Source organism: Streptomyces sp. NPDC096311, assembly GCF_044763085.1.
Classification (GTDB): domain Bacteria; phylum Actinomycetota; class Actinomycetes; order Streptomycetales; family Streptomycetaceae; genus Streptomyces.
In genome coordinates, this window is the sequence record NZ_JBIWFN010000003.1 from 74804 (window position 1) to 88340 (window position 13537).

The 13537-nt window shown below is 71.2% G+C and carries 14 protein-coding genes; 10 read left to right on the top strand and 4 right to left on the bottom strand.

Translation table 11 applies throughout. The features are described 5' to 3' along the window. The first annotated feature begins 1 nt into the window (after position 1). Complete coding sequence (locus ACIRA5_RS08610) at positions 2-673, top strand: ABC transporter permease (protein ID WP_075027332.1); 672 nt, start codon at positions 2-4, stop codon at positions 671-673. A 14-nt stretch (positions 674-687) separates the two neighbouring features. Beyond that, a complete protein-coding gene (locus tag ACIRA5_RS08615) occupies positions 688-1620 on the top strand; it encodes an ABC transporter substrate-binding protein (RefSeq protein ID WP_403688772.1) in 933 nt (310 codons plus the stop codon). Positions 1621-1965: 345 nt separating this feature from the next. Here the strand turns inward: ACIRA5_RS08615 and ACIRA5_RS08620 are convergent, their stop codons facing one another. After that, positions 1966-2970 (bottom strand): LacI family DNA-binding transcriptional regulator, encoded by a 1005-nt coding sequence (locus ACIRA5_RS08620; protein WP_075027330.1) that lies wholly within the window; start codon positions 2968-2970, stop codon positions 1966-1968. Between the two features lie 204 nt (positions 2971-3174). On the opposite strand from ACIRA5_RS08620, the gene ACIRA5_RS08625 reads away from it, so the two are divergent. The 4 genes from ACIRA5_RS08625 (at position 3175) to ACIRA5_RS08640 (ending at position 5911) form a co-directional block, all read left to right on the top strand. Next, positions 3175-4074, top strand: coding sequence for an amidohydrolase (locus ACIRA5_RS08625; RefSeq protein WP_403688775.1), 900 nt, complete (start codon positions 3175-3177; stop codon positions 4072-4074). Continuing rightward, positions 4071-4595: a cysteine dioxygenase gene (locus ACIRA5_RS08630; protein WP_403688777.1), complete on the top strand. Its 525-nt coding sequence runs from the start codon at positions 4071-4073 to the stop codon at positions 4593-4595. The genes ACIRA5_RS08625 and ACIRA5_RS08630 overlap by 4 nt, the downstream gene beginning before the upstream one ends. Positions 4596-4726: 131 nt before the next feature. Next, positions 4727-5392 carry a carbonic anhydrase gene (locus ACIRA5_RS08635; RefSeq protein ID WP_403688780.1) on the top strand — a complete coding sequence of 222 codons (666 nt, stop codon included), beginning with the start codon at positions 4727-4729 and terminating at the stop codon, positions 5390-5392. Between the two features lie 84 nt (positions 5393-5476). After that, positions 5477-5911: a hypothetical protein gene (locus tag ACIRA5_RS08640; RefSeq protein ID WP_403688783.1), complete on the top strand. Its 435-nt coding sequence runs from the start codon at positions 5477-5479 to the stop codon at positions 5909-5911. Between the two features lie 470 nt (positions 5912-6381). Here the strand turns inward: ACIRA5_RS08640 and ACIRA5_RS08645 are convergent, their stop codons facing one another. Then, complete coding sequence (locus ACIRA5_RS08645; protein WP_054237278.1) at positions 6382-7776, bottom strand: cystathionine beta-synthase; 1395 nt, start codon at positions 7774-7776, stop codon at positions 6382-6384. Between the two features lie 143 nt (positions 7777-7919). Between ACIRA5_RS08645 and ACIRA5_RS08650 the strand changes: the two genes are divergently transcribed. From ACIRA5_RS08650 to ACIRA5_RS08660, 3 genes are all read left to right on the top strand, one after another. Further along, the gene (locus ACIRA5_RS08650) at positions 7920-8945 is read left to right on the top strand and encodes an SGNH/GDSL hydrolase family protein (protein ID WP_403688785.1); all 1026 of its coding nucleotides are present in this window, start codon (positions 7920-7922) and stop codon (positions 8943-8945) included. Positions 8946-9450: 505 nt separating this feature from the next. Beyond that, complete coding sequence (locus tag ACIRA5_RS08655) at positions 9451-10671, top strand: acetyl-CoA C-acetyltransferase (protein ID WP_403688787.1); 1221 nt, start codon at positions 9451-9453, stop codon at positions 10669-10671. Positions 10672-10956: 285 nt separating this feature from the next. Further along, positions 10957-11742, top strand: coding sequence for a hypothetical protein (locus ACIRA5_RS08660; protein ID WP_403688789.1), 786 nt, complete (start codon positions 10957-10959; stop codon positions 11740-11742). Between the two features lie 55 nt (positions 11743-11797). Here the strand turns inward: ACIRA5_RS08660 and ACIRA5_RS08665 are convergent, their stop codons facing one another. Next, entirely contained in the window at positions 11798-12109 is a 312-nt protein-coding gene (locus ACIRA5_RS08665; protein WP_079065410.1) for a hypothetical protein, read from the bottom strand. Positions 12110-12212: 103 nt separating this feature from the next. On the opposite strand from ACIRA5_RS08665, the gene ACIRA5_RS08670 reads away from it, so the two are divergent. After that, the gene (locus tag ACIRA5_RS08670) at positions 12213-12443 is read left to right on the top strand and encodes a DUF4287 domain-containing protein (RefSeq protein WP_054237274.1); all 231 of its coding nucleotides are present in this window, start codon (positions 12213-12215) and stop codon (positions 12441-12443) included. Between the two features lie 107 nt (positions 12444-12550). On the opposite strand, the gene ACIRA5_RS08675 is transcribed toward ACIRA5_RS08670, so the two are convergent. Beyond that, complete coding sequence (locus ACIRA5_RS08675; protein WP_403688791.1) at positions 12551-13429, bottom strand: Bax inhibitor-1/YccA family protein; 879 nt, start codon at positions 13427-13429, stop codon at positions 12551-12553. Between the last annotated feature and the right edge of the window lie 108 nt (positions 13430-13537).

Below are 13537 nucleotides of genomic sequence, written 5' to 3' on the forward strand. Positions count from 1 at the left end.
CATGTACGAACTCTTCAAGAACCTCGCCAAGTGGCTGGTCAGCGGCGATCAGTGGGCCGGCACCGACGGCATCGCGCACCGGATCGCCGAGCACCTGGAGTACTCGCTCTTCGCCACCCTCATCGCGGCCGCGATCGCACTCCCGCTCGGCCTGCTGATCGGTCACACCGGCAAGGGCGCCTTCCTCGCCATCAACCTGTCCTCCTTCGGCCGGGCGCTGCCGACCGTGGGCCTGGTCGTCCTGGTCTTCCTGGTCAGCGGCCTGTCGCTGTGGTCGGTGTACGTGGCCCTCGTCGTCCTCGCGGTACCCGCCATCGTCACCAACACCTACGCCGGTATGAGCGCCGTCGACCCGGAGGTGAAGGACGCGGCGCGGGGCCAGGGCATGCGCGGTCACCAGGTCCTGTTCCAGGTCGAGATCCCGCTGGCCCTCCCCCTGATCATGACGGGCCTGCGCCTCTCCCTCATCCAGGTGGTGTCCACCGCCACGATCGCCGCGTACGTCAGCTTCGGCGGCCTCGGCCGGTACGTCTTCGACGGCCTGGCGCAGCGCGACCTCGTCCAGGTCCTCGGCGGGGCGGCACTGGTCGCGATCGTCGCCGTCGTGCTCGACCTCGCGCTGGCCGGACTCCAGCGCTACCTGTTCCGTCACCGCCGTACCGCCGCCCACTGAGGAGCCGAAGAACCATGAACCGTAGGACTCTGCTCGGCGGCCTCTTCGCCGCGGCCTCCGTCCCCGCCCTGGCCGCCTGCAGCAGCGGCATCACCTCGCTGGACAGTTCCGGCGGCGGCAGCGGCGGCGGCTCCGGATCCAGCGCCGGCGGCGTGACCATCGGCACCGCCAACTTCACCGAGAACCAGGTCCTCGGCTACCTGTACGCGGGTGTCCTGGACGCCGCGGGCATCAAGACGAAGGTCCGCCCCAACCTCGGCTCACGCGAGATCGTCGTGCCCGCGCTGGAGGGCGGCGACATCGACCTCCTCCCCGAGTACCAGGGCAGCCTGCTCCTGTACCTGGACGCGAAGGCCACGGACACCGAGGCCGGCGCGATGCAGAACACGCTGACGACCGTGCTCCCCAGCGGCCTCGAAGTCCTCTCCTACGCGGCGGCCGAGGACCGCGACAGCTTCGCCGTCACCAAGGAGACGGCGGCCAAGTACGGTCTGACCTCCCTCGCCGACCTGCGCAAGGCCAACGGCAAACTGGTCCTGGGTGCCGCCGCCGAGATGAAGAAGCGGGTCGTCGGTGTCGTGGGCCTCAAGGACCGCTACGGGGTGGAGTTCAAGGAGTTCAAGTCCCTCGACTCCTCGGGCCCGTTGGTCAAGGGCGCCCTGAAGAAGGGCGACATCGACGTCGCCAACGTCTTCACCACGGACGTGGACGTCATCGAGAACGGCTGGGTCGTCCTCACCGACCCCCTCAACCTGATCCCCTCCCAGCACATCGTCCCCCTCGTCGCCTCCCGCAAGGCCGACGCGAAGGTCCGCAAGGCGCTGGCCACCCTCGGCAACGTCCTCACCTCCGAGGAACTGACCAAGCTCAACCGCCTGGTGGACAAGGAGAAGAAGGACCCGGACGCGGTCGCCAACGCCTGGCTGAAGACCAAGAAACTGGCCTGAACCCCTCCCTCGGGGCGGCGCGCCAGACCCAGTGAGTGGTTCCTCAGCTGCCGCCCGGCGGGGCCTGCCCGCGCAGCTCCCTTTCAGCCCGTCCGGCGTTTGAGGACGAGGCCGTTCAGGCCGATGCGGGGGTCCAGGGGCCGAAGCCCCATACGGGTCCAGGGGCCGAAGCCCCATGGGGGCCCAGGGGCCGGAGCCCCCGGTGGGGGCCCAGGGGGCGGAGCCCCCGGTGGGGCGCAGGGGCGAAGCCCCGCCCGGGGGGGGGCTGCGCCCCCGGCGGGGTCGAAGGGGCGGAGCCCCTGGGGATGGGACGGGTAGGGGCGGCGGGGGCGAGAAAGCTGTGGGCTACACCCGGACCGCTGAGCCCCGCTCGCTCATCCTCGGCGCACAAAGGATCCGCTTCTTACGAACCCGCTTCCCCTCGATCGCCGCGACCGTCAAGCGTGCGGCCTCCGCGGCGATCTCCGGGAGACCCCAGTCCACCGTGGTCAGCGGCGGGGTGAGGACCCGGGACACGGGGTGGTCGTCGAAGCCGACCACCGAGACGTCCCGGCCGACGGACAGCGACGCCTCGGCGGCGGCGGCGTACACCCCGTACGCCAACGAGTCGGAGAAACAGAAGACGGCGGTCGCGGGCCGGGGCCCGTCCAGAAGACGGCGGGCGACGACCGTGGCCTCGCCCAACTCCTGCGGACACGGAACCAGTTCGGCACGCAGCCCGAGCCGCTCGGCGGCCTCCCGGACGTACACGTCGGCGGGCCGGTCGGGCGTGCTCGGCCGGGTCGGCGTCAGCACGGTCACCCGGCGGTGGCCGAGCCCATACAGATATTCCAGGACGGAGTCGATGCCGGCCCGGTTGTCGAAGATGACCTGCCCGGCGGTACGGGCCGTGCTGAGCGAGTCCCCGACGGCCACCACCGGCAACGCGTCGGCGATCGCCGCCCACCCCTCGGCCGAGGGGTTCACCGGCGACACCAGCAACGCGTCGACACGCTGGTCGCGCAGCTGCTTGGCGAGCTTCAGCTCACGGTCGGGGTCACCGCCCGCGTCGAGGATCAGCGCGTAGCGGTCGCCGGCAAGCAGCTCCCGGCCGATGGCGGCCATCAGCTGCTGCTGCCAGAGGTCCTGAAGGTCGCCCGCGAGGACACCGACCATGCTGGTGCGCCCGCTGGCGAGGGCGCGGGCGATGGGATCGGCCTCGTAGCCGAGCTCGGCGGCGGCCTTGCGCACCCGTTCCTCGGTCTCCTTCGAGACGTGCTTGCCACGCAGGGCGTAGGAGACGGCGGCGGTGGAGAGACCAGTGGCCTCGGCCACCTCCCGGAGGGTGGTGCGCTTATTGGGCCTGGCCATGCCGGGAAGCCTACCGGGACACGTCCACATTGTGAGCGCAAGGCCCGGCCGACCCCTGGCCGATCTCCAGCCGGTCCTCCGGCCGACCCCCCGCCCACACACCGCCCCCACCCCGCCCGCGCGCTTGACGCCCCCTTGTTAACCGCTTAAGTTAATCGCATCACTGAAGCGCTTAACCTGAGTCCACCCAGCGAGGACCGCCGCGTGCCCACCGACGTCCACCAGCACATCTGGCCGCCCGCCTTCGTCGAGCTACTGCGCGCCCGCACCGCACCGCCGTACCTCGACGGCTGGACCCTGCACCTGGCGGGCGAGCCGCCGTACGAGGTCGACCCGGCCGACCACGACATCGCGGCCCGCACCGCACTCGCCCACGCCGACGGCCTGGACCTGGCCCTGGTCTCCCTCTCCAGCCCGCTCGGCATCGAACACCTGCCGCCCGCCGAGGCCGCCCCGCTGCTCGCCGCCTTCCACGACGGCGCCCTCGCGCTCCCGGCCCCCTTCGGCGTCTGGGCCTCGCCCTGCCTGTCGGAACCGGAAACGGCCCCGGACGCGGTCGAGCGCGAACTCCGCCGGGGCTGCGCAGGCCTCCAACTCCCCGCCACCGCCCTGCTGGACGCGGCCGGCTGGGACTTCTGCGCACCCCTCCTCGACGTCCTCACCCGCCACGACAAGCCGCTGTTCGTCCACCCGGGCACGGCCCCGCCCACCCCCGGCACGCCGCCCTGGTGGCCCGCGCTGGTCCCGTACGTCCACCAGATGCACGCGTCCTGGTTCGCCTTCCGCGCCTTCGGCCGCGCCCGTCACCCCCGTCTGCGCGTCTGTTTCGCCGCCCTCGCGGGACTCGCCCCGCTGCACGGCGAACGGTTCGCGGCGCGCGGCGGCGGGCGCGGCGAGGTCGACTTCGACGCCTTCTACGAGACCTCGTCGTACGGGACGCGCGCCGTGGACGCGCTCGTGCGGGCCGTCGGCATCGACGTGGTCGTCAGCGGCAGCGACCGCCCCTACGCCTCGCCCACCGTCCCCGACCTCGGCGCGGCCGCCGCCGTCCACGCCCTGCGCACCGTCAACCCCGCCCGCCTCCTGAAGGGAGCCACCCCATGACGTACGAGGCCCTGCCGGACCGCACGCTCGACAAGCGCGAGCTCCAGGCCCTCGTCGACGACCTCGCCACCCGCCCCGAACTCTGGCGCGAACAGGTCGCGTTCTCCGACGAGGAGCGGCACTACGCGTCGCTGTACCGCGACGAGTACGTCGATGTCTGGCTGCTGTGCTGGACCCGGCGCAACGACACCGGCTGGCACGACCACGACATCTCCTCCGGCGCGGTCGGCGTCGTGCAGGGCGCGCTGACCGAGTCCAACCCGCGCATCGGCGGCAGTCACCTGTCCGTCACCGTCGGCGAGGGCGATTCCTTCTGCTTCGGCCCCGAGCACATCCACCGCCTGACCGGCGCCACCGACGACGCGGTGTCGATCCACGCGTACTCGCCGCCGCTGTGGCGCCTGGGCCAGTACGACATCACCGAGGACGGCCTGATGCGCCGGATGTCCGTCTCGTACGCGGACGAGCTGCGGCCCCTGGACCTTCCCGTGGGCCTTCCCGCGGACAGCTCCGCCGCCTGATCAAGGGGCGGTATCCCGGCAGCGATGATCCGACGACGATTCAACCAAGGATCATTAAATCGACACTCAGGGTGAGTGCATGTGTGCGTACGGTGATGGGGCGCTACAGGCACAACTCCTGAGGGAGCGTCATGCCCTCGAACCGCAGGGCCTTTCTGGCGGCGACCACCGTCTCCGTACTCACCGCCACCGCGTCGACTCCGGCCGTCGCCGCGCCCCGATCCCGGCCGGCGACCGCCCGCGCGGCGCTCGACGAACTTCTCGCGGGCAACCGGCGGTACGCCGCCGGGCAGCCCCGTCATCCGCACGAGGAGCGCGCCCGGCGGCATGTCCTCGCCGCCGGGCAGCACCCGTTCGCGGTCGTCATCGGCTGCATCGACTCCCGTGTCCCGCCCGAGCTGGTCTTCGACCAGGGGATCGGGGACCTGCTCTGCATAAGGACCGCCGGGCAGGTGCTCGACGAGGCGGTCCTCGCATCCGTCCAGTACGGGGTGGCGGAGTTAGGCGTTCCCCTCGTGCTGGTGCTGGGGCACGAGCGCTGCGGGGCCGTCGCGGCGACGCTCGAACACCTCCGTACGGGGGCACCCGTGCCCGGCCATCTCGCCCTTCTGGTGGACGAGATCACGCCCGCGGCGCTCCGTACCCGGGCGGTGCCCGGGGACTGGGCCGACCACACCGTACGGGCGCACGCGGCCTGGGTCCGGGACGCGATCCGGGCGGACCCGGCCTTCACCGCGGCGCATGTGGCCGCCGCGCGGTTCGACCTCGACTCCAGCCTGGTCACCCTCCTCCCCTAGAGCCTCCCCCGGGGGTGCGGCCCAGCCCCAACAGGGGGGCTAACCCCAGTGCCACGGGGGCCGTCGCTCTCTAACGTGAACAGCATGACCGGTAGGGAAGCGGGCGGCGACGCCGAACTGAAGAAGGAACTCGACGCCACTCTGCACGCGCGCAGGGAGTTGGGCGAGGAGTACGAGTCCGCGCTCGTCGACTCGTTCCTGGAGAAGGTCGAACAGCGTGTCGACGGCGCGGTGGACCGCCGGGTACGGCGGCAGCTGGCCGAGCAGCAGATGGTGGTGGCCCGCGGTGCGCGCTCCCCGCAGGGGGCGGCCGGCTCGTGGGGGGAGCGCTTCGGCTTCGGGATCGTGTCGCTGGTCCTGGCGGTCCCGCTGTCCGCGATCGGCGGCGGCGTGGCGCATCTGCCCGGCCTGCTGGTCGCCTGGGCCGGCATCGTGGGCGTCAACGTGGTCCAGGCCGCGCGCGTCACCCCGAGCTTCTTCGGCCGCCGCAGGGGCAAGGACTCCGACTGGGAGGACTAGGGCCTGACCAGGGCCTGGAGCGTAGGTACATCGTGGCGTACACACGGGAAGGGCCCGGCACCTGACTGGTGCCGGGCCCTTCTCACGTATTGCGCGGGGACCGCCGCACCCCCGTTACCGGGGGGCGGGACGACGGCGGTCCCCGCGAGGGACGCGGGCCGGGTCAGGGCCGGGCTTGCGCGTCCGTGGCGTCCATGGAGGTCCGGGAGCCGCTCCGGAGGTTCCTTGGCGCCGTTTTGGCGTCGGCCGGGGCGGGGAGCCGCTCCCGCCCTGCCGACACCCACTAATGTGCCGGACCCGTGTTAAGCGGGTGCTGCGCGGACGTGACGCGCTCGTACCACTTCCGCGAAGTTCCCTGCCGAGAGGCAGGAAGATCCCGCTCAGGAGGGGAACTTCGGGAAATATCCTCCTGCCATCTGCGGAAATCGCCCTGACCGGCGCCTTCTTGCCCGCGGGCCGCCCGTCGGCGCCTACTGCTTGGCGCCGCCCTTGGCGAGGAAGGACAGCAGGTCCTGGCGGCTGACGACACCGGTGGGCTTGCCCTCGACGAGCACGATCGCCGCGTCGGCACTGCCGAGCACGGACATCAGGTCGCCGACCGGTTCGCCGGAGCCGACCTGCGGCAGCGGCGCCGACATGTGCTTCTCCAGCGGGTCCTGCAGCGAGGCGCGCTGGGTGAACAGGGCGTCGAGCAGCTCCCGTTCGACGACGGACCCGACGACCTCGGCGGCCATCACGTCCGGGTGACCGGCGCCCGGCTTGACGATCGGCATCTGCGAGACGCCGTACTCGCGCAGCACCTCGATGGCCTCGCCCACCGTCTCGTCCGGGTGCATGTGGACGAGGGAGGGGATGGCGCCGGACACCTTGTCGTTGAGCACGTCCGCGACGCGCGCGCTCGGGCCGGAGTCCTCCAGGAACCCGTAGTCGGCCATCCACTCGTCGTTGAAGATCTTGCTGAGGTAGCCGCGTCCGCTGTCGGGGAGGAGCACGACCACGACGTCGTCGGGTCCGAGCCGCTCGGCCACCCGCAGCGCGGCGACCACGGCCATCCCGCAGGAGCCGCCGACGAGCAGCCCCTCCTCCTTCGCGAGCCGCCGCGTCATCTGGAAGGAGTCCTTGTCGGACACGGCCACGATCTCGTCCGCGACCGTACGGTCGTACGCCGTCGGCCAGAAGTCCTCACCGACGCCCTCGACGAGGTACGGCCGCCCGGACCCGCCCGAGTACACCGACCCCTCCGGGTCGGCGCCGACGACCTTGACCTTGCCGTCGCTCGCGTCCTTCAGATAGCGCCCGGTCCCGGAGATCGTGCCGCCGGTGCCGACGCCCGCCACGAAATGGGTGATCCTCCCCTCCGTCTGCTCCCACAGCTCGGGGCCGGTGGAGTGATAGTGCGAGAGGGGGTTGTTCGGGTTGGAGTACTGGTCGGGCTTCCAGGCGCCGGGCGTCTCACGGACCAGCCGGTCGGAGACGTTGTAGTACGAGTCCGGGTGCTCCGGGTCGACGGCCGTGGGGCAGACGACGACCTCGGCGCCGTACGCCCGCAGCACGTTGATCTTGTCCGTGCTCACCTTGTCGGGGCAGACGAAGATGCACTTGTAGCCCTTCTGCTGGGCCACGATGGCCAGCCCGACCCCGGTGTTTCCGCTGGTGGGCTCGACGATCGTGCCGCCGGGCTTGAGGGCGCCGCTCTCCTCCGCGGCCTCGATCATGCGCAGGGCGATGCGGTCCTTCACGGACCCGCCGGGGTTGAAGTACTCAACCTTCGCCAGGACGGTCGCCTGGATGCCTGCGGTCACGTTGTTGAGCCTCACCAGCGGGGTGTTGCCGACGAGGCTGATCATCGAGTCGTGGAATTGCACCGTTGTCTCCGGAGCTGCGTTTTAACAGGAATGGTCCCGTCAGCCTAAGGCCCTGGGTGACGGTTCACTCGCCGTTGAGATTGGCCGACCTGCTCCACGGGGCAAGCAGTGTTTGTACGGCTACGAGGAGGTGGCGGCGACGTATGTCGAGCTTGTCGAGGGCGAGGGTGGCACGGCGGATCGCGGCGGGCGCGGCGTACGGCGGCGGCGGGATCGGGCTGGTCGGTGCCGCGACGGTCGGACTGGTGCTGGCCGAGGTGCAGCTGGCGAAGCGCCATGTGGGCAACGGGCACGCGCACGCGCCCCGCGCCGACGGTCTCTACGGGTACGCGTACGCCGTGCAGGACGGGCCGCCGCTGCGGCTGACCATGCTGGGTGACTCGACGGCGGCCGGGCAGGGCGTGCACCGGGCCCGCCAGACGCCCGGCGCGCTGCTGGCGTCCGGGCTCGCGGCGGTCGCCGAACGCCCCGTGGAGATGTGCAACGTCGCGCTGCCCGGCGCCCAGTCCGACGACCTCGACCGGCAGGTCGCGGTCGCCCTCGCGGACACCTCGCGGGTGCCGGACGTCTGCGTGATCATGATCGGCGCCAACGATGTCACCCATCGGATGCCGCCGACGCGGTCGGTCCGCCATCTGTCGGCCGCGGTGCGACGGCTGCGTACGGCGGGGGCGGAGGTGGTCGTCGGGACCTGCCCCGACCTGGGCACGGTGGAGCAGGTCCAGCAGCCGCTGCGCTGGCTGGCCCGCCGCGCCTCGCGCCAGCTCGCCGCCGCGCAGACCATCGGCACGGTCGAGCAGGGCGGCCGTACCGTCTCGCTGGGCGACCTGCTGGGACCCGAGTTCGAGGCGAATCCGCGCGAGCTGTTCGGCCCTGACAACTACCACCCCTCGGCGGAGGGGTACGCGACGGCCGCGATGGCCGTCCTTCCCACCGTCTGCGCGGCGCTGGGCCTGTGGCCGGCCGAGGAGGAACGCCCGGACGTCTCTCGTCGCGAGGGCTTCCTGCCGGTCGCGCGGGCCGCGGCGGAGGCGGCGTCCGAGCCGGGCACGGAGGTCACGGCCGCCATGCCCACGGGGCCGCGGGGCCCGTGGGCCCTCCTCAAGCGCCGCCGGCGCCGGCGCGTCCCCGCCACGGACCCGGCCCCCGCGCCGACGCCGTCCGCGTGAGACGGCGGGCGCCAGGGGGGTGTCCGCTTGCTGCGGGGGGTCTGGCTGCGGGTGCGGGGGTGTGGTCTCCGGCTGCGGGTGCCGGGGGGGTTCTCCGGCTGCGGGTGCGTGGGAGCTGGGGCTGCGGGTGCGTGGAGGCTGGGGCTTGCGGGTACGTGGAGGCTGGGGCTTGCGGGTACATGGAGGCTGGGGCTTGCGGGTACATGGAGGCTGGTCGCGCGGTTCGCCGCGCCCCCAAGGCGGGGCGTCGCCCCGATTCGCCGCCCGCCCGGCGTTCTTCGGCTGCCGGCCGGTGGGGGCTTGGCGGGCGGTTTCCCGCGCCCCCAAGGGGGGCTGCGCCCCGGATCTCCGTGCCGCTGAATGCCTTCGGCAAGCGAGGTGAGGAAAGCAAGCGCTTAGAAATGCGGTCCTAGTCACACCGCCGGAGCGGTGACCCGGGCGGTACGGGCGGGTAACTTCCCAAGCAGCCCTGCCCGTCCACCCCCATAGCGCCCATGGAGCCGTGATGCCCGAAGCCGTGATCGTCTCGACCGCCCGTTCCCCCATCGGCCGCGCTTTCAAGGGCTCCCTCAAGGACCTCCGCCCGGACGACCTCACCGCCACGATCATTCAGGCCGCCCTCGCCAAGGTCCCCGAGCTGGACCCCAAGGACATCGACGACCTGATGCTCGGCTGCGGCCTCCCCGGCGGCGAGCAGGGCAACAACCTCGGCCGCATCGTCGCCGTGCAGATGGGCATGGACCACCTCCCGGGCTGCACCATCACCCGTTACTGTTCCTCGTCCCTCCAGACGAGCCGCATGGCCCTGCACGCCATCAAGGCCGGCGAGGGCGACGTCTTCATCTCGGCCGGCGTCGAGCTGGTCTCCCGCTTCACCAAGGGCAACTCCGACTCCCTCCCCGACACGCGCAACCCCTTCTTCGCGGAGGCCGAGGCCCGCACCGAGGCCGTGGCCCAGTCCGAGGGCTCGACCTGGCACGACCCGCGCGAGGACGGCCTCGTCCCGGACGCCTACATCGCGATGGGCCAGACCGCCGAGAACCTCGCCCGCATCAAGGGTGTCACCCGCCAGGACATGGACGAGTTCGGCGTCCGCTCCCAGAACCTCGCCGAGGAAGCCATCAAGAACGGCTTCTGGGAGCGCGAGATCACCCCGGTCACCACCCCCGACGGCACGGTCGTCAGCAAGGACGACGGCCCGCGCGCGGGCGTGACGCTGGAGGGCGTCCAGGGCCTCAAGCCCGTCTTCCGCCCCGACGGCATGGTCACGGCCGCCAACTGCTGCCCCCTCAACGACGGCGCCGCCGCCCTCGTGATCATGTCCGACACGAAGGCCCGCGAGCTCGGCCTCACCCCGCTCGCCCGCATCGTGTCGACCGGCGTCACCGGCCTCTCCCCCGAGATCATGGGCCTCGGCCCGGTGGAGGCCAGCAAGCAGGCCCTCCAGCGTGCCGGCCTGACCGTCGACGACATCGACCTCTTCGAGATCAACGAGGCCTTCGCCGCCCAGGTGATCCCCTCCTACCGCGACCTGAACATCCCGCTGGACAAGCTGAACGTGAACGGCGGCGCCATCGCCGTCGGCCACCCCTTCGGCATGACCGGCGCCCGCATCACCGGCACCCTCATCAACTCCCTCCAGTTCCACGACAAGCAGTTCGGCCTGGAGACGATGTGCGTGGGCGGCGGCCAGGGCATGGCGATGGTCATCGAGCGCCTCAGCTAGTTCCGTACGGGTAATCACCACTGAGCCCAGCGTGACCGAATCGGCCCAGAGCCCAGTAACCACCGGGACTCTGGGCCGATTTGTGATCCAATCCCCCCCAAGATGTGACCTATCTCCCCTCGGAGAGCGATTTACGCAGGTCAGAGCCGATGCGCAGCTAAACCTGAGGGCCAAAGTCCTGTCCTATTCGTGACGTTACGCACTGACAGCAGGATGGTCCGCCCTTCAAGCTGATGTAGGAAGTCGGGGGGTCGACTTTGAACCGGGAGTACGTCAGTGAGCGCCATGCCAATTGCTTTGCTGCTCACCACCGCCGCGACCGCGGCTGTGGGCGTCGCCGTTCTGCGCACCCTGCAGGGTCTGCGCCGGCAGGTCGCGGCCCTGCACGAGGAGCTGGCCGAGAGCCGCGCCACGACCGTCCCGCACGGCCTCGTACCGGCGGCGCGCTCGGCCGCGGACACGGACGAGATACGCGCTGCCGTCGCCGACGCGCTCGCCGAGGAGCGGGAGCGTGAGCTCGCCGAGGCACGGGCGTTCTGGGCCGCCCAGGAGGCACGTGACGCCTCGGACGCGCCCTCGCTGCTCGGTCTGCCCGACAGCGAACTGTTCATGCCCCGCGAGTCGGATTTCTTGAGCCTGGAGTCCCTGGAGCCGGTGACCGAGGCGGGCCTCGACGCCGACGAGTACGCCGGTGACTCGCCCGAATTGGCCGCGGCCCGCCGCCGTCACCCCTCGCACCCGGACTTCGTCCCGGTCCAGTCACCCGTCGTGAACGATCACGAGCGCACGGTGTCCTGCCTGGAGGAGCTCGCCGAGTCCGGCACGGAGCTGGCGGACGTCCGCCCCGGCCCGCTCGGCACCCTCGACGTCTACGTCTTCGCCGACGGTACGACCCTGTGCATGACCCCCGGCCACCGCGAAACCGCGGAACGGCTGGCGGCGGCCCTGCGCGCCGGTGAATCCCCGGTCCTCCTCGGCGGCTCCGGCGTCTCCGGCGCCTACGCCCTGACCTTCGCCTGCGGCGAGGAGAGCGTCTACATCCTGGCGGACAGGGTCATAGCGTCCCTGTAGGCCCCCGCGGGTCCCTGAAGGCCCCTGCAGGCCCCCGCAGGCCCCTGAACCGGCGTCACACCCCGGCTCTCTTCTGCGCCTCCTCCACCAACATCAACGCCTCCGCGAGCTCCCCCTCGTCCCTCAGGACGACCGCCAAATCATGTGCGGCGACGGTGATTTGATCGGCGACGGCGAACATCCCCGCGTCCGGCATCTCCAAGGGCTCAGCCGCGGGGTCCTCCACACGCTGCGCCCACCGTGCCAACTCCCTGGCCAGCCCCAGTGCCTCCGCGGCGGCCCCCCGTTGCAGCCGGCTCTGCGGTGCGGCCCGCAACCGGTCGGCGAAGTGGTCCACGGCTCGGGTCAGCGGCGTCGTATCAAGCACGCCGCGAGACTACGCGCCGCGACGGGACTGTTGCCAACAACCGAACCCTCAGGCACCGTGGCGTGAAGGACCGGCTTACACCCCATTGCGTCCGGAGGCGCCGATGTCCCAAGTGTTCTCCCAGGAGACCCACCGCAATCTGCTCGCCCGCATTCCCCATTGCACCGGTCGTGAAGTATCCGACTGGCTGCGCACCGTCGACGAAGGCCCCGCTCTCTTCCGTTTCGAGGAGAAGGTCAGCTGGCTCCGCGCCGAGCACAACCTCGCGTACGGCCACGCCAAGGCGATCATTCATGAGTACGACTTGAGGAGGGCCGCGCGCAAACTGCTCTGAGCGCGCACCACCACCAGGACCAGGCATCCCCATGACAAAGGGCCCGCGAACCGTCGGTTCGCGGGCCCTTCAGGTCGGTCACCGGCCCGTTCGGCCGGCGGGGTCGGCTAGTCGTCGCCGCTGAAGATGGCGACCAGCCGCAGCATCTCGATGTAGATCCACACGAGGGTCATGGTCAGGCCGAACGCGGCCAGCCAGGCCTCCTCCTTCGGCGCGCCGTACGCGATGCCGTCCTCGATCTGCTTGAAGTCGAGGGTCAGGAAGAACGCGCCGATCAGGATCGCCAGGATGCCGACGATCGCGCCCAGCGGGCCCATGCTGCGCAGTCCGCCGTCGTCCGCGACGCCGAAGACGACGAGCAGCAGGTTGACCGCCGTGACGACCACGAAGGCGATCGCGATGGTCATACCGATGCGCGCGTACCGCGCGGTCACCCGGACCCAGCCCGCCTTGTAGACGAGGAGGGTCGCTCCGGATACCGCCATGGTGCCGAGCACGGCCTGGAAGGGCGCGCCGCTCCACCGGCTGTTGTACATCTCGCTGATGACCCCGAGGAAGACGCCCTCGAAGGCGGCGTAACCGAGGATCAGCGCGGGCGAGGCCGTGCGCTTGAAGGACTGCACCATCGCGAGGACGAACGCGACGAGCGCGGCGCCGATGGCGAGCCCGTAGCTGGTGCTGGTCACCGGAAGCAGCGCCCAGGCGAGGATCGCGCCCACGGTGACGGTGCCGAGCGTCATGGCCGAGCGCATGACGACGTCGTCCATCGTCATCCGGCCGGTGGAGACCGGGGCCTGCGGCGGTGCGCCGTGCTGCAGGTCCTGCTGGGCGTAAGGGTTCTGCGCGTAGGGGTTGCCACCCTGGGCGTACGGGTTGGCCTGCGTGCCGACAGCGGGTCCCCCGGCCTGCGGCGCCGCGTTGAATCCCGCGTAGCCGTTGTCGCGGCTGAACCCCCGTCGCGAGAAGACCGGGTTGCTGCTCCTCATTTCACTCCTCCATGGCCACCGTGCGTGGTCTTGGCTCAAGGGTAATGGGTAGGCAAAGGATTAACCCTACTGCTTGGGGAGGATCTTTCCCTCACGCTGCCAAGGTAC